The organism is Streptomyces sp. NPDC020875 (genome assembly GCF_040641415.1).
Classification (GTDB): domain Bacteria; phylum Actinomycetota; class Actinomycetes; order Streptomycetales; family Streptomycetaceae; genus Streptomyces.
Genome location: NZ_JBFADP010000094.1, coordinates 1 through 18,496 on the forward strand (window position 1 = coordinate 1; position 18,496 = coordinate 18,496).

Sequence of the window (18,496 nt, forward strand, 5' to 3'; positions counted from 1 at the left end):
GCCGCCGCCAGGGCCGCCGACGCCGCCGCGGCCGCCGGGAACGCCCACGCCGCCGAATACCGGGCCGCCGCCGCCATCGCCGAGGACCCCCGGCTCGCCGAACTCCTCAGCCTCCCCGCACCCGCCCCGGCCCCGGCCGGACCGGGACCGGACGCCCCGGAGCAGCCGCCCCGGCCGGACACCCGCCCGGCCCGGCCCGCCGCCCGGCCCGACTCCTCCGACGGCCCGCTGACCGCCGAGGACCTCGACCGCTGGGCCGACGACCTGCGCGAACTGCTCGACCAGTACGTGACATCGGCCGAGCGCCAGCTGTTCGACCTGCGGACCGCCGCCGCCGACGACGCCCGGATCCTCGGCGCCCTCGGCGACGGCGGACTGCTGCCCCCCAAGCCCGACGTCCTCGCCACCGTCGAATACCTGGCGGAACACGGCATCCCCGCCCTCCCCGGCTGGCGCTACCTCGCCCAGGCGGTCGACCCCGCCGACCACGCCACCGTCCTCGCCGCCCGCCCCGAACTCGTCGACGGCGTCGTCATCACCGACCCCGAGTCCCACCACCGGGCCCGGGACGTCCTCGGCGGCGCCGCCCTGCTGCCCCGCTCCGCCGTCGCCGTCGGCACCGCCGCCGCCCTCCTCGCCCCCGTCCCCGACCCGGGCGCGACCGCCGGCGACCCCGGCGTCTTCCTCGTACCGCCCAACCCGGCCATGCACGACGAGGGCGCCGCCGACGAGGAACGACAGGCCCTGCGCGCCCGCGCCGCCGCCCGCGACGAGGAGATCAGGACCCTCGCCGCCCGGCTCGCCGGCGACCGCTCCCTCGCCGCCCGGCTCGCCTCCTGGCGCGCCGACTGCCCGCCCGGCATGCTCACCGAACTCGCCGAAGCGGCCACCACCGCCCGGGAGACCGCGGAGACGGCACGCGAGGAGCTGGCCGTCGCCCGGGCCGCCAGGACCGAGGCCGACGAAGCCGCCGCCGAGACCGCCCGGATCCGCGAGGAACGCCAGGAGACCGCCCAGCGCGCCCGCCGGGCCGCCGACGCCCTCGCCGGACTCGCCCACCGGCTCCGCGAACGGTCCGGCTGGCAGCTCAAGCTGCGGGAACTCGCCGATGACGCCGTCGAGGCCGAAGGCCGCGCCACCACCTGCCTGGAGCGCGCCAGGGCCGCCGACGAGGACCGCCGCGCCGCCCAGCGCGCCGCCGACGACGCCCGCAGGACCGCCCGCGCCCTGCGCGCCGAACGCGCCGAGATCGCGGGCGTGCCCGACCACGCCGAACAGCCCGAACCGGGCGGAGCCGACGGAACACCGGAAACGGCCGTACCGGCCGCACCGCCGAAGGTGTCCCTGCCCGCCCTCCGCGAGGCGTACCGGGCCGCGTCCACGCTCTACGAGAAGGTCGGCGTCGGCGCCGACCTCCGCGCCGAGCAGGCCCGCGCGGAAGGCGACGAAAGCGCCGCCCTCGCCGAACTCGACCGGCTCACCAACAAGGTCCGCACCCGCGCGGCCCAGCTCCTGGAGAGCCCCGACGGCGCCGACGGACCCTCCCGCCAGGCCGCCGCCGCCCGCGCCGAATCCCTCGTCCAGATGCTGGAGTCACGCATCTCCGAGGCGAGCGAGAAGCTCGGCCGGCTGCGCGGCGAAGCCGAACGGCTCGCCCCCGCCGACGGCACCGCCCACACGGAGCTGCCCGGGGAACTCGTCCCCGCCGACGCCGAGCACGCCCAGAGCCTGCTGCGCACCGCCACCGGCGAACTGGCCGCCCGGACCGACGCGCTGGACACCGCCCGCGCCGCCCACAGCACCCTGCTGACCGCCCACCGCACCGCCGAGGACGGCGCGGGCGGCTTCGACGAGACCGCCGCCCAGCTCCGCGACCTCCTCCGCGACCACCAGGACGACGACACCCCCGAGCCGCCCGAGCCCTACACCGACGCCCTCGCCGAGGCCCGGCAGGCCGCCGCCGAGGCCCGCCGCTCCCTCCGGGGCTGCGCCACCGACCTGTCGGCGGCGGAGACGGCCGTCCGGGAAGCCTCCGACGTCCTCGTCCGGCACGCCAACTCCACCCGCTACGAACAGGTCCGCACCCCCGCCCGCCACCAGATCCGGGAGCTGCCCGCCTCGGCCCTGCCGGAGCACGCCGCCGCCTGGGCCGAGGCGTTCGCGCCCCGGCTCCGCGTCCTCACCGACGAACTGGCCCAGCTGGAACGGAACCGCGACACCATCGTCGACCGGCTGCGCGGACTGGTCGAGTCCGCCCTGGCCACCCTCCGCTCGGCCCAGCGCCTCTCCCGGCTGCCCGAGGGACTGGGGGAGTGGTCCGGCCAGGAATTCCTCCGGATCCGCTTCGAAGAGCCCGACCAGGCGACCCTGTCGGAACGGCTCGGCGAAGTCGTCGACGAGGCGACCCGGGCCGCGCTCCGGAAGAACGCCTCGGGCGCCTACGGCGAAGGCCGCAGGGACGGGATGTCCCTGCTGCTCCGCGGGGTGCAGGCGGCGCTCCAGCCCAAGGGCATCGCGGTGGAGATCCTCAAGCCGGACGCGGTCCTGCGCGCCGAACGGGTCCCCGTCGGGCAGATGGGCGACGTCTTCTCCGGCGGCCAGCTGCTGACCGCCGCCATCGCCCTCTACTGCACGATGGCGGCGCTCCGCAGCAACGACCGGGGCCGGGACCGGCACCGCCACGCGGGCACGCTCTTCCTCGACAACCCCATCGGCCGGGCTAACGCCACCTATCTGCTGGAGCTGCAGCGCGCGGTCTCCGACGCCCTCGGCGTCCAGCTCCTCTACACCACCGGCCTCTTCGACACCACGGCGCTCGCGGAGTTCCCCCTGGTGATCCGGCTGCGGAACGACGCAGACCTCCGGGCGGGCCTGAAGTACATCAGCGTCGAGGAGCATCTGCGGCCCGGACTGCCCCAGGCCGACCCGTCGGGCGAGCAGATCCACGGCGAGATCACCGCGACCCGGATGTTCCGGCGCGCCCCGGCGGAGCCCCTGGTCCCCGCCCAGGCCGCCCCGGCCGACCCCGGCCGCCCGGCTCCCGCGATCCCGTCCCCGGCCGACGGCGGCACCCCGCCCGCCACCAGCCCTACGGGCTCCGCCGCCCCGGCGGACGACACCGAGCGGCCCCGGGCCGAGGGCTGAATCCCTCCGGTACACGGCACGGCAGGGGCGTCTTCCCCGGACCGGTTTCCCACGGCGGGGACCGGATCGGTGGAAACGCCCCGCCCACACGGCCCTATGCCGCCCCGGGAGCCGCGCGACCGCCGCTCGGCGGTGGCTCCCAGGCGACGACGGCCGCTGACGGCCTCTCGCCCTGAGTCCGGCCCGGACGGCCGCCCGGGCCGGGGCCGGTCAGACCCGGACCTCGGCCTCGGCGACCCGGCGGCCGCCCCGCTCCCGGCCCTCCCGGCGCCGTATTCGCGTCTCCTCACGGGCCGCGGCCCGCGCCGCGCGCCGCGCCCGGCGGCGCTCCCGCCGCAACGCGCGGGCGCTGCTACTGGGTTCGGAGACCACCCCGTTCCGCTGCTTCCAGACCTGACGGGTGATCCAGACGTCGAGCACCGCCCAGGTCGCCACGACCGTACTCGCGACACTGCTGAGCACCATCGGGAAGGCGAGCCACGAACCGGCGAGGGTGCACAGAAAGGCGACCATCGCCTGAACCAGGGTCAAAGAGACGATGAGCACGGCCCGGACCGCCGCCGTGCGCACGGGATCGGCCATCCTGGCCCGGGCCGTCGGCTCGTCGACCCAGAGCTGTCGCGGTACGTCGACCCCCTGTACGGAGCGGTCCGTCTCCTCGCGACGCTCGCCCCTCACCATGGTCCTGGTCACTCCCCACGTCCCCCGTCGTCCGTTCCGGTACCGCCTTGGGTGCCCGGAATACCTGGTTCTACTCACGACCGGCGGCGCCCCGGCCATTCCGTGTCCGGATGCCAAGGCCCCGGAGCCGTAGACCCCGACGATCCCGGAGCCGTCCGCCCCCGAACCGTACGAACCGGTCCGCCGACCCCTCCCGGCACCCTCAGGCCCCCGGGGCCGTCGGCGTCCTCTCGGACGGCCCTCCGCGAAGGAGTCGACATCCCGGGCGCGCGATAACCGACAGTGCGGGCGAATATCGCACTACCGGTCGCTATCGGCCGGGTTGCCAACAGCCCCGTACATAAGGACGCGTCGGGCCCCCGTTTTGTTCCGTCCCCCGGGCGCCGATCCATAGGATTCCGGCCATCTCCCGTACGGCTCCCCGTGACACCGGGCCCCGCGCACGCCGACACGCCGGGAATCCCAGCACCTTGAATGCCGTGACGGCCACTGACCCGGTCCCGTCGGTCGGCCGAAAATCGCCCGGACGGCCCTTCGAGTTGATTGTCTGACAGTAGTAGGCTCGCGCCGTTTGCTGACGGAGAGGTACGGAGGAGCACCGCCCGGGGGCGGGTTCGTACAGGGGGAGGCCATGCGCTTTCGCGGGAAGTCCATCCGCCGGAAGATCGTGGCGCTGCTCCTGGTCCCACTGCTCTCCCTCACCGGCCTCTGGGGCTTCACCACCGTGCTCACGGGCCGGGAGGCGGGCCGGCTGCTCGACGTCAACCGGGTCGTCGACGCCGTCGGCGAGCCGGTGACCGATGCCGTGGCCGCCCTTCAGCAGGAACGCCGCCAAACCCTCGTCTATCTCGCCGACCGCCGTTCGTCCGGGGCGCTGACGGCCTTACGGGACCAGCGCACCGCCGTCGACCGCTCGGTCGCCGCCGTCCGCGCCGGGGCGGCGGGCGACGATGTCCGCGACACCTTACGGGCCGACGGCGACCGCAAACTGACCGCACTTCTCAAGGGCTTCGACGGCCTCGCCGGACTGCGCCGCTCGGTCGAGGCGGGCACCGTCTCCCGGGCCCGCGCCATGGAGTACTACAACGGCGTCATCGACCCCGCCTTCCCCTTCCTCAACTCCCTCCACACCCTCAGCGATATCGGGATGGAGCGCCAGGGCCGGGCCGTCGTCGGCCTCGTCCGCGCCGTCGAGACCGTCGCCCGTGAGGACGCCCTGATCGCGGCCGCCCTCACCTCGGGCCGGGTCACCCCGGCCGAGCGCCGCGCCCTCACCGGACTCGTCGCCCGCCGCGAACTCCTCTACGAGACCAGCCTCGAATCCCTTCCCGGCAAGGAGCGCGAGGTCTACCAGACGCTCTGGAACGGGCCGAAGACCCTGCCCCTGCGCGACGCCGAACAGCGGCTCACCGCCACCGGCCCGGAGTCGGGGACCGCGCCTTCCGAGACCGCTCCCTCCGAGACCGCGGAGTGGCGCGAGGCGGTCGCCCCCGTCATCGGCGAACTCCGCCGTGAGGCAGTGGCGTCCGAGGACCGCCACGAGGACCAGGTGGAACCGGCCGCGTACAACGTCTTCCTCAAGGCGGGCATCGCCGGTGTCCTCGGCTTCCTCGCCCTGCTGGTCTCCGTCGTCGTCTCCGTCCGGATCGGCCGCGATCTGGTCCGTGACCTGTCCCGGCTGCGCCGCGAGGCCCACGAGGTGTCCGGGGTACGGCTGCCCGGTGTGATGCGGCGGCTCGCCGCGGGCGAACAGGTCGACGTCGAGACCGAGGCACCGCGCCTGGACTACCCCGAGGACGAGATCGGCCAGGCGGGCCGCGCCCTGAACACCCTGCAGCGCGCCGCGGTCGAGGCGGCCGTGCGCCAGTCCGAGATGCGCCGCGGGGTCTCCGAGGTCTTCGTCAACCTCGCCCGCCGGAACCAGGTCCTCCTCCACCGCCAGCTCACCCTCCTCGACGCGATGGAGCGCCGTACCGAGGACGCCGACGAACTCGCCGACCTGTTCCGGCTGGACCACCTCACCACCAGGATGCGGCGGCACGCCGAGGGTCTGGTGATCCTCTCCGGAGCCGCGCCCTCCCGGCAGTGGCGCAAGCCGGTCCAGCTGATGGACGTCGTCCGGGCCGCGGTCGCCGAGGTCGAGGACTACGAGCGGGTCGAGATCCGGCGGCTGCCCCGGATCGGCGTCGGCGGCCAGTCCGTCGCCGACCTGACGCATCTGATCGCGGAACTGCTGGAGAACGCCACCGTGTTCTCGCCCCCGGACACCGCCGTCCACGTCCACGGCGAGCGGGTGGCCAACGGCTTCACCCTGGAGATCCACGACCGGGGACTCGGGATGCAGCCGGAGGCCCTGCTGGAGGCCAATCTCCGGCTCGCCGAGACCCCGGAGTTCGAACTGTCGGACACCGACCGCCTCGGCCTCTTCGTGATCAGCCGGCTCGCCCAGCGGCAGAACGTCCGGGTGTCCCTCCAGTCGTCGCCCTACGGCGGGACCACGGCCGTGGTGTTCCTCCCCGCCGCCCTGCTGACCGACGCCCCGGAGGAGCGGGAGTCCGGCTTCCGGCTGGACCGTACACCACCGGGCGCCGCCGACCGGCGGACGGGTTCCGGCCCCGCGGCCGTGGAGGGTGCCGGTGCCGCGGGCCGGTCCCGTTCGGCCCTGCCCCGGGGGTCGGACGCCCCCGGTGACCGGTTCACCGGCCCGGACTCCGCCCCGGGACCCGACCACCCCGACCGCGGTGACGGCTTCGGCCCGGCGGACGGCGCGCTCGCCGCCTCCTTCGGACTCCCGGGCGACGGCTACGACCCCACGCGCCCGGGCGACGGCCCCGGCTCCGTGTTCCCGGCCGGCGGCTACGGTCCGGCGCACCCCACCGACCCGTACCGGACTCCGCCCGGCCGTCCCGACGCGTACCGCGAGCGGCCCGGCGACCCCGCGGGACCGGCGGGCCGCGAGGAGCACCAGCAGGCCGGTGAGCCCGCCGCCGACGGCGCCCCGGCCCCGTTGCCGCGCCGCCGCAAGTCCCCGGGACCGTCCCCGATCGGCCGCGGCCCCGGGGGAGCGGGGAACTCCGGCTCCGCCGGGCCCCGTCGGGGCCTTCTCCCGGGCGGCGGTGCCGAGCCCCCCGGCGGGGGCCATCGCAGAGCCGACGAGATGTCCGGCGGCCCGTCGGCCCCGGGTACCGCGCCCGCGTTCGTCGACGGACTGCCCCGCCGGGTCCGCCAGGCCAGCCTCGCCCCGCAGCTCCGCGACGCCCGGGACCCGGCCGGTACCCGGGGCCGGGCCACGGCACCGTACGACACCCCGGGCGGCCCCGCCGCCGGCCGCGAGGCGGATCGCGACGCGGACTCCGTACGCGACCGGATGGCGTCCCTCCAGCGGGGCTGGCAGCGAGGCCGCCGCGAGAACGACACCGACACCGCCATCACCGCTTATGACACCGCCACCGACTTCGCTGCCGACAACGACGTCCGGAGCAGCGCCACCGGCCGTACCGGCCGTCCGGAACCACGAACGACATCGGAGGGGAACGGTCCATGACCGCACCGCACGCCACAGCCGACACCGCAGGCGGCCACCCACGGACCCGGAGCGGTACGGGGCCGCTCGACTGGCTGCTCGATGAACTCGTCGACCGGGTCGGCAGCATCCGCCGGGCCCTCGTCCTCTCCGGCGACGGACTGGCCACCGGCAGCTCGCGCGAGCTGAGCCGGGAGGACGGCGAGCACCTCGCCGCCGTCGCCTCCGGATTCCACAGCCTGGCCAAGGGGGTGGGCCGCCATTTCGACGCCGGTACCGTCCGGCAGACGGTGGTGGAAATGGACGACGCGTTCCTCTTCGTCACGGCCGCCGGTGACGGCAGCTGTCTCGCCGTACTCGCCGACGCCGATTCCGATATCGGCCAGGTGGCGTACGAGATGACGCTCATGGTCAAGCGAGTCGGCGCCCATCTCTCCACCGCCCCGCGGACCGGCCGTCCCGCCTGATGACGAGGTCCGGATGAGCGACGGCCGGGACACCAGGGGCGACGGCACCGAACCCACGGCCCACGACCCCCAAGACCCCAGCCGCTTACACCCATCCCCCTATTCACACGGGCCTCCTACGCCTCCGGGGCCGCACGGCTCCCCAAGGCCGCGGCAAACCCGGCAGCCACCGGGGCTCGACCAGGAACCGGCACCACCGCCGGAGCCCCTGGAACGGGAGGCACTGCAGCCCCGGCAACCCCGGCACTCACGCCCTCCGCACCACTTCGTGGACGCCGAGGCGGGTCCGGTGGTCCGCCCCTATGCGATGACCAGGGGCCGGACCAGCAGTACGGCACACCACCACCGGCTCGATCTGATCGCCCTCGTGGTCCCGGAGCCGGTGGCCGGCCACCCCGGCCACCATCTCTCCCCGGAACACGTCGACATCGTCGAACGGTGCGAGCTGAGCCCGCAGTCGATCGCCGAACTGGCTGCCGGTCTCGACCTCCCCGTCGGGGTGATCCGCGTCCTGGTCGGCGATCTCGTCGAGGACGCGCTCGTCCAGGTATCCCGTCCCGTTCCGCCGGCCGAGCTGCCGGACGTGAACATCCTCCGCGAGGTGATCAATGGTCTTCGGGCGCTCTGACCGGGAGCGGCGCCGTACGCCGGTGGCTCTGAAGATCCTGGTCGCCGGTGGTTTCGGGGTCGGGAAGACGACCCTGGTCGGCGCGGTGAGCGAGATCCGCCCGCTGCGGACCGAGGAGGACCTCACCGAGGCGGGCCGTCCCTTCGACGACACGGGCGGGGTGGAGGCCAAGACGACCACCACCGTCGCCATGGACTTCGGGCGGATCACCCTCCGCGAGGATCTCGTCCTCTATCTCTTCGGCACCCCCGGGCAGGATCGTTTCTGGTTCCTCTGGGACGAACTGGCCCAGGGGTCGCTGGGCGCGGTGGTCCTCGCGGACACCCGGCGGCTCGCGGACTCGTTCGCCGCCGTCGACTACTTCGAGCGCCGGGACATCCCCTTCACCGTCGCCGTCAACTGCTTCGAGGGGGCGGAACGGTTCGCCGTTCCGTCGGTCCGCGCGGCCCTCGACCTCGACGAGGGGGTGCCGCTGCTGCTGTGCGACGCGCGGGACCGGGAGTCCGTGAAGACGGTCCTGGTGACGGTGGTCGAACACGCCCTGACCCGGGTGGACCCGGCCCACCGGCACGCCACCACCTGACGGCGTCACGGGGCCTTTCGGGGTACCGACCCGGCCTCGTGCCGTTCCGGCTCCGGACCCGCCGACCGGTACGCCGCATCCGCCCCGGCCCCGTTACGTGTGAAAGCACCTCCCCGCCATCACCCGGCCGGACCGCCGCCGCGCCGGACGTCCGCCGGGCGACCCCGCTCCGCGGCGAGCCACGCGGCGGCCGTCCCGGCCAGTTCGCGATCCCGCCCCGCCAGCATCGTCCGGATCATCCGCGCGTCCCCGCGCAGCGACCACAGCGGATGCCCGAACGTCGCCGGGTTGTTCCCCTCGATCAGGAAATGCGCGGGCCACGCCGCCCCGTAACCGATCAGCGGCAGCGCCGCGGCCCAGCGCGGCCGCCCCCGCGCCAGCCCGTACACGGCGACCGCCGCGCCCGTCAGCGTCCCCGCCAGATGCACCCAGCGGGTCGCCGCCCTGGAGTGCATCGCCACGTAGTAGGGCCAGAATTCCTCGTACGAGTCGAAGGTACGGTCCATGAACCCGCACCGTAGTCCGGCCGGCCACCACCGGCCAGAGACCCGAACCAGCCCTCCGCTACAGTCCGCCAATGCCCCTCGACTCCCACTGCGGCGCCTGCGGAGCCCCCTACGGCCCGGCCGCCGACTGGCCCCGCACCTGCCCCGCCTGCGGTACGACCGCCTACCGCAACCCCCTCCCCGTCGCCGTCGCCCTCCAGCCCGTCCACGACGACCGGGGCACCGGCCTGGTCGTCATCACCCGCGCCGTCCCACCCCGGGTGGGCGGAATCGCCCTGCCCGGCGGATTCGTCGACCACCGGGAGAGCTGGCAGGAAGCCGCCGTCCGGGAACTCGCCGAGGAGACCGGTATCACCGCCGACGCCGACGACGTCCGGCTCGCCGACGCCCTCAGCGCCCCCGCCACCGGCCACCTCCTCCTCTTCGCCCTGCTGCCCGCCCTCCCCGCCGACGCCCTCCCGGCCCCCGCCCCCAACCCGGAGACCACCGGCCGTCATCTCCTGTACGCCCCCGGGGAACTCGCCTTCCCCCTGCACACCCGGGCCGTACGCGCCTGGTTCGCCGGCCGCTACCGCTGACCCCGCCCGCCCCGCACCCGCACCGGACGATCCGGCCGCACCGCCCCGTCGCCCCGCACCCGCCGCACCACCACACGGCCCGCCGCCCAGCGGACCGCGTACCGCTCGATCTCCGCCCGCTCCCAGCCGTCCCCCGGATCCGGCACCACCAGACCGCCCCCCTTGCGGCCCGGCACCGGAGCCCACACCTCCAGCTCGATCCCGCCGTCCACGCCCCGCACCGGCACCACCGAACCCGCCCGCGCCAACACCGGAATCCGGGATACCGGCGCCTCCAACAGGACCCGGCCGGGACCGTCGTACGCCCGCCCCGACACCGTGTCGTACCACCGGCCGCGCGGCAGCCGCACCGTCCGCCGCGCCACCCCCGGCTCCAGCACCGGCGCCACCAGCAACGCGTCACCCAGCAGAAACGCGTCCCCGCAGTCACGCAGCTCACGATCGCCCGGCGCGTCCCACCACAACGGCCTGACATACGGCGCCCCCGTCAGCCGCGCCAGATGCGCCAGCGTCACCAGATAGGGCCGCAGCCGCTCCCGCTCCACCAGCGCCGCCCCCGCGTGCTCCAGCACCATCGGCCCGAACTCCCAGGGCTCCCGGCGCCCCGCCCCCAGCGCCGAATGCGTCCGGAACAGCGGCAGATACGCCCCCAGCTGGAACCAGCGCAGATACAGCTCCGGCGACGGCACACCGTCGAAACCCCCCACATCCGGACCCGAGTACGGCACCCCGCACAACCCGAGACCCAGCACCAGCGCCAGCGACGCCCGCAGCCCCGCCCAACTGCTCGTCACATCGCCCGACCAGGTACCGCCGTACCGCTGCAACCCCACCCAGCCCGACCGCGAGAACAGAAACGGCCGCTCCCCGGGCCGCAACCGCCGCAACCCCTCGTACCCCGCCCGCGCCATCGCCAGGCCGTACACATTGTGCGCCTCGCGATGATCACCGCCCCGGCCCTCCAGCACATGCCGCGCCGACCTCGGCAGCGTCGCCTCCCCGAACGGCGCGAACGCCACCGGCTCGTTCATGTCGTGCCACACACCCGAGAACCCGAGCCCGAGCCGCTCCGCGTACCACTCACCCCACCAGCGCCGCACCACCGGATCCGTGAAGTCCGGATAGGCGCACGCCCCGGGCCACACCTCACCCCGTACCTCCCGCCCCCGCCCGTCCCGGACGAACGCCCCGATCCGCCGCCCCGATTCGTAGACCGCGTCCCCGCGCCCGGCCCGTACCGCCGGATCCACGATCGACACCAGCCGCACCCCCGCCGCCCGCGACCGGGCGGCCAGACCCGGCAGATCCGGAAACCGCGCCCGGTCCACCGTGAACACCCGCCGCTCGTCCAGATGGTCGATATCCAGATGGACCGCCGACAACGCAAGCCCCCGCTCCCGATATCCCGTCACGACCCGCCACACCTCCTCCTGATCACCGAACCCCCACCGGGCGTGCTGCGGCCCCAGCGCCCACGACGGCGGCACCGCCGCCGGACCCGTCAGCCGCGACCAGCGCGCCAGGACCCGGGCCGGCGTCCCCACCACCACCCAGCAGCGCAGCGGCCCCCCGGACATCCGCAGCTCCACCGTCCCCGGCCGGTCGTGCCCCGAGCCGTCCCCCTCCCGGCCCTCCCGCAACGTCACCAGCCCGTCCCAGGTCGAATCGTGGAACACCAGATGCGTCCCCGCGTCCGCCACCACCAGCTGCACCGGCATCGTCACCGACAGCGGATCGTCCCCCGGACCGAACGAACCCCCCGGATCGGTGTTCCACAACCGGTACGCCCCGTCCCGCAGCCGAGGACCCGCCGACCGGCCCCCCAAGCCGAAGAACCGCGCGTCCGCCGCCACCTCCGTCCGCACCGACCAGCGACCCGGCCCCCCGCCCTCCGGCTCCCACCAGCGCGGCGGCAGATCACGCCGCAGCACCACCCCGCCCGGCGTCCGCACCTCCACCGCGCCCAGCCGCGACACCGCCACCGTCACCCGCTGCGAAACCACCCGCCAGCCGCCGTCCGTATCCGGCTCCAGACCAGCCCGCGGATCCGGCTCCGGCACCGGCGCCGCCAGCGCGTACGACGGCTCGGGACCGGCCCCGTCCCACCCCCAGAACACCGCGCCCCCGACCGCCACCACGATCCGCAACTCCGAACGGGCGAACCGCACCACCCCGCCACCCGGCGCCGCCTGCGCGCCCACCAACGGCCCCGGCACCCGCGCCAGCTCAGCCCCCCGACCCGCCCGCGCCACCGCGTCCGTACGCCGCCGACGCCACGCCCAGCGCACCGCCCGCAGCCCCGGCCGCGCCCCCAACGTGCGCAGCCGACCCACCGAGCGCACCAGCTCACCACCGTCCATACGGCCCAGCCTGCCACCGCCCGACCACCGGAGCCGCCGGGTTCAGCCCGCGTTCACCCACTGTCGGCCCGCCCGCCCGCGCCCACCACGGCACCCCCACCCGCCCCACGACACCCTGGTGCTCCGGACGATCACATGGCATCGTCCGTAACACCGAGGACCGCTCACACACCGGCGCGCCCACGGCCACCGCAGACACCGCGCAGCGCCCCACGGCCCGGCAGGACGTGGGACGAGACCAGATCCTCCGGAGCCGCACTGTGACCCCAGTGAATCCAGCGACCCCAGCGACCCCCGCGGACGAACCGGCCCCCCTGTGGCGGCCGGCCGCCGAACGGATCGCCGCCGCGCGGATCACCCACTTCCAGCGCTGGGCCGCCGAACACCACGGGGCGCCCGCCGACGGCGGCTACCCCGCCCTCCACACCTGGTCCGTCGAATCCCTCGAAACCTTCTGGCGCGCCGTCGCCGACTACTTCGACGTCCAATTCACCACCCCCTACGAGCGCGTCCTGCCCGACCCCGCCATGCCCGGCGCCCACTGGTTCACCGGTGCCACCCTCAACTACGCAGAACACGCGCTGCGCGCCGCCGACACCCGCCCCGGCGAAACCGCCCTCGTCCATGTCGACGAGACCCACGAACCCGCCGAGACCAGCTGGGCCGAACTCCGCGACCAGGTCGCCGCCCTCGCCGCCCACCTCAGGGACCTCGGAGTCACCCCCGGCGACCGGGTCTGCGCCTATCTGCCCAACATCCCCCAGGCTGTCGTCGCCTTCCTCGCCAGTGCCGCCGTCGGCGCCGTCTGGACCTCCTGCGCCCCCGACTTCGGCGCCCGCGCCGTCCTCGACCGCTTCCAGCAGGTCGAACCCGTCGTCCTGTTCACCGTCGACGGCTACCGCTACGGCGGCAAGCAACACGACCGCGCCGACACCGTCGCCGAACTCCGCGCCGGACTCCCCGGACTGCGCGGCACCGTCCACGTACCCCTGCTCGGCACCCCCGCCCCCGACGGCGCCCACGACTGGTCCGCCGTCACCCGGGGCGACGCGACCCCCGAGTACACCCCGCTCCCCTTCGAACACCCCCTCTGGATCCTCTATTCGTCCGGCACCACCGGACTCCCCAAGGCCATCGTCCAGTCCCAGGGCGGCATCCTCCTCGAACACCTCAAACAGATCGGCCTCCACTGCGACCTGGGCCCCGGGGACCGCTTCTTCTGGTACACCTCCACCGGCTGGATGATGTGGAACTACCTCGTCTCCGGCCTGCTCACCGGAACCACGGTGGTGCTCTACGACGGCAGCCCCGGCCACCCCGACACCGGTGCCCAGTGGCGCGTCGCCGAACGCGTCGGCGCCACCTTCTTCGGCACCTCGGCCGCCTATGTCATGGCCTGCCGCAAAGCGGGCGTCCACCCCGCGCGCGACCACGACCTGTCCCGCGTCGGCTGCGTCGCCACCACCGGATCCCCGCTCCCGCCCGACGGCTTCCGCTGGCTCCACGACGAGTTCGCCGACGCCGGACACGACCTCTGGATCGCCTCCGTCAGCGGCGGCACCGACGTCTGCAGCTGCTTCGCCGGAGCGGTCCCCACCCTCCCCGTCCACATCGGGGAACTCCAGGCACTCTGCCTCGGCACCGATCTGCGCGCCTGGGACGAAGCGGGCCACGACCTCGTCGACGAAGTCGGCGAACTCGTCGTCACCCGCCCCATGCCCTCCATGCCGACCGGCTTCTGGAACGACCCCGACGACAGCCGCTACCGCGCCGCCTACTTCGACACCTACCCCGGCGTCTGGCGCCACGGCGACTGGATCACCCTCACCCACCGCGGCACCGTCGTCGTCCACGGCCGCTCCGACTCCACCCTCAACCGGCAGGGCGTCCGGATGGGCTCCGCCGATATCTACGAAGCCGTCGAACGCCTCCCCGAGATCCGCGAATCCCTCGTCATCGGCGTCGAGGAACCCGACGGCGGCTACTGGATGCCCCTCTTTGTCCACCTCGCCGACGGCACCGCCCTCGACGACGAACTCCGGAACCGGATCAAAACCACCATCCGCGCCCGGCTCTCACCCCGGCACGTCCCCGACGACATCGTCGAGATCCCCGCCGTCCCCCACACCCTCACCGGCAAACGCCTCGAAGTCCCCGTCAAACGCCTCCTCCAGGGCGAATCCCCCGCCAAGGCCGTCAACCCCGGCTCCGTCGACCGGCCCGAACTGCTCGACCACTACATCCGGCTCGCCGCCGAACGCCGCGCGAACCGCGAACACGGCACCGGCTGACCTCCCCGGGGCCACTGTCAGTGGCGGCCGCTACGGTGAGTAATCAATGCTCGACCGTACGTACGCCACTCCAGGGGGACCCATGACCCGCGACACCACACCCACCGGCGGCGACCGCCCGCGCACCCGCCGCCGGGGCACCGACCGCCCACGGAACAGGACCGCCGTCCGCCGCGCCCTGCGCCGCGAGATCCCGAGCACCGTGGGAGTCCTCGCCGACACCCACGACTTCGACGCCATGCGCGGCTACCGCACGTTCACCTTCACCGACCACCCCGACTACCTCCGGCACATCGAGGACCTCCTCACCACCGTCGCCGACCACCACCTCCTCATCACCGTCGTCCTCTTCGACCCCGAGGAGTACGCGGCCTACTGCGCCGACGAGGGCATCGACCCCGACACCCCGCTCAGCCGCAGCCGCTACACCGCCGTCGCCGCCGCCCGCGGCGGCGCCGTCCCCTACACCGGCCAACCCCTCGAAACCCTGCTGCCCCAACTCGTCCACCACGCCGTCCGCGAAGCCACCTGGGAGTACGCGGCCACCCTCCTCGCCGCGATCGGAAACTGCGCCGACTGCGGCCAGGACATCGGCAAAGCCGCCTTCGACCGGGCCTCCCACCTGCTCACCCGGCTCCTCCAGACCGCCGGGCCCGGCAGCCACCACCTGGTCTGCAGCGTCGCCGCCCCCGAGGAACAACTCCTCGCCACCCTCACCGCCACCGGCGACACCACCACCCCCACCGCCCGGCTCGACGCCCTCGAATGCACCGAGTTCGTCACCGTGCTCGCCGTCGCCGTCGCCCTCGACCGGCCCGGGGGAGTGGTCCTGCGCACCCGCACCCCCGAAGGCCCCGACCGGCTCCACGGCTGGACCGTCCACCGGAGCCGCTTCGTCCCCCTCACCGAAGCCGAGGTCTTCAGCGCCTACTGCACCGACGCCCGCGACGGCGGCCCCGTCCCACCCGAACCCGGCGCCGAGTACCGCGCGGGCTTCGACATCCCCACTGACCCACCCGACACCCACCACTGACCCGGACCCGCCCGGAAACGCCGGGAGGGCCCCGCGACCGCGAGGCCCTCCCGTCACACACCCACGGCTACTCGCCGGAGAGCACCGCGCGCGCGGCGAGCCGCGCCTCCTCGGCACTGTCCGCCGCCCGGGCCGCCGCCGCGGCCCGCTCGCACTGCGCCAGCGTGTGCTGCGCCAGCGCCGCCCGGACATAGGGGATCGAGGCGGCGCCCATCGACAGGGACGTCACCCCCAGCCCCGTCAGCACACAGGCCAGCAGCGGATCGGAGGCCGCCTCACCGCAGACACCGCAGCTCTTGCCCTCGGCCTTCGCGGCTTCCGCCGACAGGGCCACCAGATCCAGCAGCGCGGGCTGCCACGGATCCTGCAACCGCGACACCGCCCCGACCTGACGGTCGGCGGCGAAGGTGTACTGCGCCAGATCGTTGGTGCCCAGCGAGAGGAACTCGACCTCCTGGAGGATCGAACGCGCCCGCAGCGCGGCGGACGGAATCTCCACCATCGCACCGAACTTCGCCGAAAGACCGGCGTCCCGGCACGCGTCCGCGAACGCCTTGGCGTCCGCCCGGTCCGCCACCATCGGAGCCATCACGTCCAGATAGACCGGCAGCCCCTCCGCCGCCTTCGCGAGCGCCGTCAGCTGGGTCCGCAGCACCTCCGGATGGTCCAGCAGCGTCCGCAGACCCCGCACGCCCAGCGCCGGATTCGGCTCGTCCGCCGGAGTGAGGAACGCCAGCGGCTTGTCCGCGCCCGCGTCCAGCACCCTGACCACGACCCGGCCCTCCGGGAACGCCTCCAGCACCTTGCGGTACGCCTCGACCTGCTTCTCCTCCGACGGCGCCCGCTCACTGTCGTCCAGGAACAGGAACTCGGTACGGAACAGACCGACGCCCTCGGCACCGGCCTCCACCGCCGCCGGTACGTCGGCGGGCCCGCCCACATTCGCCAGCAGCGGCACCTTGTGCCCGTCCGACGTGGCACCAGGACCGCTCGCGGCGGCCAGCGCCGCCTTCCGCTCGGCCGCCGCCCGGGTCAGCTCCGCCCGCCGCTCATCGGTCGGCCGTACGAAGATCTCCCCCGTACTGCCGTCGACCGCGACCAGCGTGCCCTCGGCCAGATCCCCGGCCCCCGGCAGCGCCACCACGGCCGGTACGCCCAGCGCCCGCGCGAGGATCGCGCTGTGGCTCGTCGGCCCGCCCTCCTCGGTCACGAACCCCAGCACCAGCGCCGGGTCCAGCAGCGCGGTGTCCGCCGGCGCCAGATCCCGGGCGATCAGGACGTACGGCTCGTCACTGTCCGGCACCCCGGGCATCGGCACCCCGAGCAGCCGGGCCACGATCCGGTTCCGTACGTCGTCCAGGTCCGCGACCCGCCCCGCCAGATACTCCCCGGCCCCCGCGAGCAGCGCCCGATAGGAGGCGAACGCGTCGTACACGCCCCGCTCGGCCGTACTGCCGACCGCGATCCTGCGGTCCACGTCGGACATCAGCTCGGGGTCCTGCGCCATCAACGCCTGGGCCTCCAGGACGGCCTGCGCCTCGCCGCCCGCCAGATTGCCCCGGGCGATGAGATCGGCGGCCACGGCGTCCACCGCCTGACGGGCGCGCCCCTGTTCGCGCTCCGTGTCCTGCGCGGGGTTCTGCTTGGCCGGCGGTTCCAGAACCGCCGTACCCATGTGCCGCACCTCGCCGATCGCCACTCCGTGGCTCACGCCGACGCCTCGCAGCGTTGTCTCCATGTCACCCGTTCCCGGTCGAGCGGCGGAGGGGTCCGCCGCGATGGTTGTCGAACCGCTGTCGCCGGTACGGCGTCACTGCCAGGTGAAGAGCTGGTCGCCGGACTTCACATCGCCGTCTTCGCGGACGTCTCCGAGTACGTCGGGGGTGGCTTCCAGGGCGACGATCGGGCAGATCGGCGACTTGCCCGCCGCTTCGACGGCGACCGGGTTCCAGCGCACGATCGCCTGGCCGCGGGTGACGGTGTCCCCCTTGTTGACGAGCAGCTCGAAGCCCTCGCCGTTGAGCTGCACGGTGTCGATACCGAGATGCGTCAGCACTCCGTGCCCCTCGGCGTCCACCACCACGAAGGCGTGGGAGTGCAGGGAGACGATTACCCCGTCGACGGGGGAGACGGCCTCGGAGGGTTCGCGTACGGGGTCGATGGCGGTACCGGGACCGACCATGGCACCGGAGAAGACCGGGTCCGGTACGGCCGCGAGTCCGATGGCACGTCCGGCCAGCGGCGACGTCACTGTGGTCATGGGGAGCCTCCCAGGGGCGGAGAGTCGTCGCGCCGTCGTCGGGGGTGGCGCGGGGCGACGCACTGTTCAGAGCTGTATCAGAGCGTATGTCAGGTGAAGTCCCAGTTCCGCCCGAAAGCAACCGGTTGACGGACCTAGGGACGCACCGGAAACGATTTGCCTCGCACTCCGGTGACCTGTACTGTCGTACCCCTGCCTGAGCCCAACACGACATCGCGTCGGGGTTCGGCAGCGACGTATCAAGCCGAGATCCTAACTGGTCTAAACCTCTGCATGCCCGCAGGGGGAAGGGCCGGGGGTGGTCACCGGGCCGGAAAAAGCCTGATAAGGTTTGAAACGTCGAAGGGAAAGCCCGGAGGGCCTGGTGAAAAGGGCCTGAAGGAAGCGTCCGTTCCTTGAGAACTCAACAGCGTGCCAAAAATCAACGCCAGATTAGTTGATA

12 protein-coding genes and 1 pseudogene are annotated in these 18,496 nt (G+C 74.0%); 8 read left to right on the forward strand and 5 right to left on the reverse strand.

Features of this window, described 5'->3' with window-relative positions; all coding sequences use genetic code 11:
* A pseudogene (locus tag AB0G74_RS32865) lies at positions 1 to 3,144 on the forward strand (hypothetical protein); the annotation flags it as partial.
* A 210-nt stretch (positions 3,145 to 3,354) separates the two neighbouring features.
* On the opposite strand, the gene AB0G74_RS32870 reads toward AB0G74_RS32865, so the two are convergent.
* A complete protein-coding gene (locus tag AB0G74_RS32870) occupies positions 3,355 to 3,825 on the reverse strand; it encodes a hypothetical protein (RefSeq protein ID WP_361153954.1) in 471 nt (156 codons plus the stop codon).
* A gap of 631 nt (positions 3,826 to 4,456) precedes the next feature.
* Between AB0G74_RS32870 and AB0G74_RS32875 the strand changes: the two genes are divergently transcribed.
* From AB0G74_RS32875 to AB0G74_RS32890, 4 genes are all read left to right on the forward strand, one after another.
* Positions 4,457 to 7,369 carry a nitrate- and nitrite sensing domain-containing protein gene (locus tag AB0G74_RS32875; protein WP_361153956.1) on the forward strand — a complete coding sequence of 971 codons (2,913 nt, stop codon included), beginning with the start codon at positions 4,457 to 4,459 and terminating at the stop codon, positions 7,367 to 7,369.
* A complete protein-coding gene (locus AB0G74_RS32880) occupies positions 7,366 to 7,815 on the forward strand; it encodes a roadblock/LC7 domain-containing protein (protein WP_361153958.1) in 450 nt (149 codons plus the stop codon). The genes AB0G74_RS32875 and AB0G74_RS32880 overlap by 4 nt, the downstream gene beginning before the upstream one ends.
* A 223-nt stretch (positions 7,816 to 8,038) precedes the next feature.
* On the forward strand, positions 8,039 to 8,443 hold the full coding sequence (locus AB0G74_RS32885; RefSeq protein WP_361153978.1) for a DUF742 domain-containing protein: 405 nt from the start codon (positions 8,039 to 8,041) through the stop codon (positions 8,441 to 8,443).
* A complete protein-coding gene (locus AB0G74_RS32890; RefSeq protein ID WP_361153960.1) occupies positions 8,424 to 9,026 on the forward strand; it encodes an ATP/GTP-binding protein in 603 nt (200 codons plus the stop codon). Before AB0G74_RS32885 ends, AB0G74_RS32890 begins: the two co-directional genes overlap by 20 nt.
* 119 nt (positions 9,027 to 9,145) lie before the next feature.
* Here the strand turns inward: AB0G74_RS32890 and AB0G74_RS32895 are convergent, their stop codons facing one another.
* Positions 9,146 to 9,532, reverse strand: coding sequence for a DUF962 domain-containing protein (locus tag AB0G74_RS32895; protein WP_361153963.1), 387 nt, complete (start codon positions 9,530 to 9,532; stop codon positions 9,146 to 9,148).
* Between the two features lie 71 nt (positions 9,533 to 9,603).
* Between AB0G74_RS32895 and AB0G74_RS32900 the strand changes: the two genes are divergently transcribed.
* Entirely contained in the window at positions 9,604 to 10,110 is a 507-nt protein-coding gene (locus tag AB0G74_RS32900; protein ID WP_361153965.1) for an NUDIX domain-containing protein, read from the forward strand.
* On the opposite strand, the gene AB0G74_RS32905 is transcribed toward AB0G74_RS32900, so the two are convergent.
* Positions 10,101 to 12,470, reverse strand: coding sequence for a glycoside hydrolase family 31 protein (locus AB0G74_RS32905; protein ID WP_361153968.1), 2,370 nt, complete (start codon positions 12,468 to 12,470; stop codon positions 10,101 to 10,103). The two genes, AB0G74_RS32900 and AB0G74_RS32905, sit on opposite strands and share 10 nt — an antisense overlap.
* 269 nt (positions 12,471 to 12,739) lie before the next feature.
* Here AB0G74_RS32905 and AB0G74_RS32910 point away from each other — a divergent pair, with 269 nt between their 5' ends.
* Together AB0G74_RS32910 and AB0G74_RS32915 are read left to right on the forward strand one after the other, a co-directional pair.
* On the forward strand, positions 12,740 to 14,761 hold the full coding sequence (locus tag AB0G74_RS32910) for an acetoacetate--CoA ligase (RefSeq protein ID WP_361153970.1): 2,022 nt from the start codon (positions 12,740 to 12,742) through the stop codon (positions 14,759 to 14,761).
* An 82-nt stretch (positions 14,762 to 14,843) separates the two neighbouring features.
* The gene (locus AB0G74_RS32915; protein ID WP_361153972.1) at positions 14,844 to 15,794 is read left to right on the forward strand and encodes a hypothetical protein; all 951 of its coding nucleotides are present in this window, start codon (positions 14,844 to 14,846) and stop codon (positions 15,792 to 15,794) included.
* A 67-nt stretch (positions 15,795 to 15,861) separates the two neighbouring features.
* Here AB0G74_RS32915 and ptsP read toward each other — a convergent pair whose 3' ends face one another.
* Together ptsP and AB0G74_RS32925 are read right to left on the reverse strand one after the other, a co-directional pair.
* A complete protein-coding gene (ptsP, locus tag AB0G74_RS32920; protein WP_361153973.1) occupies positions 15,862 to 17,532 on the reverse strand; it encodes a phosphoenolpyruvate--protein phosphotransferase in 1,671 nt (556 codons plus the stop codon).
* A 72-nt stretch (positions 17,533 to 17,604) separates the two neighbouring features.
* Positions 17,605 to 18,054: a PTS glucose transporter subunit IIA gene (locus AB0G74_RS32925; RefSeq protein WP_361153975.1), complete on the reverse strand. Its 450-nt coding sequence runs from the start codon at positions 18,052 to 18,054 to the stop codon at positions 17,605 to 17,607.
* Between the last annotated feature and the right edge of the window lie 442 nt (positions 18,055 to 18,496).

Bases quoted from the DNA above. Each gene is read 5' to 3' on its own strand.
- AB0G74_RS32870 (WP_361153954.1), bottom strand. From the start codon at position 3,825: ATGGTGAGGGGCGAGCGTCGCGAGGAGACGGACCGCTCCGTACAGGGG.
- AB0G74_RS32875 (WP_361153956.1), top strand. From the start codon at position 4,457: ATGCGCTTTCGCGGGAAGTCCATCCGCCGGAAGATCGTGGCGCTGCTC.
- AB0G74_RS32880 (WP_361153958.1), top strand. From the start codon at position 7,366: ATGACCGCACCGCACGCCACAGCCGACACCGCAGGCGGCCACCCACGG.
- AB0G74_RS32890 (WP_361153960.1), top strand. From the start codon at position 8,424: ATGGTCTTCGGGCGCTCTGACCGGGAGCGGCGCCGTACGCCGGTGGCT.
- AB0G74_RS32895 (WP_361153963.1), bottom strand. From the start codon at position 9,532: ATGGACCGTACCTTCGACTCGTACGAGGAATTCTGGCCCTACTACGTG.
- AB0G74_RS32900 (WP_361153965.1), top strand. From the start codon at position 9,604: ATGCCCCTCGACTCCCACTGCGGCGCCTGCGGAGCCCCCTACGGCCCG.
- AB0G74_RS32905 (WP_361153968.1), bottom strand. From the start codon at position 12,470: ATGGACGGTGGTGAGCTGGTGCGCTCGGTGGGTCGGCTGCGCACGTTG.
- AB0G74_RS32915 (WP_361153972.1), top strand. From the start codon at position 14,844: ATGACCCGCGACACCACACCCACCGGCGGCGACCGCCCGCGCACCCGC.
- ptsP (WP_361153973.1), bottom strand. From the start codon at position 17,532: ATGGAGACAACGCTGCGAGGCGTCGGCGTGAGCCACGGAGTGGCGATC.
- AB0G74_RS32925 (WP_361153975.1), bottom strand. From the start codon at position 18,054: ATGACCACAGTGACGTCGCCGCTGGCCGGACGTGCCATCGGACTCGCG.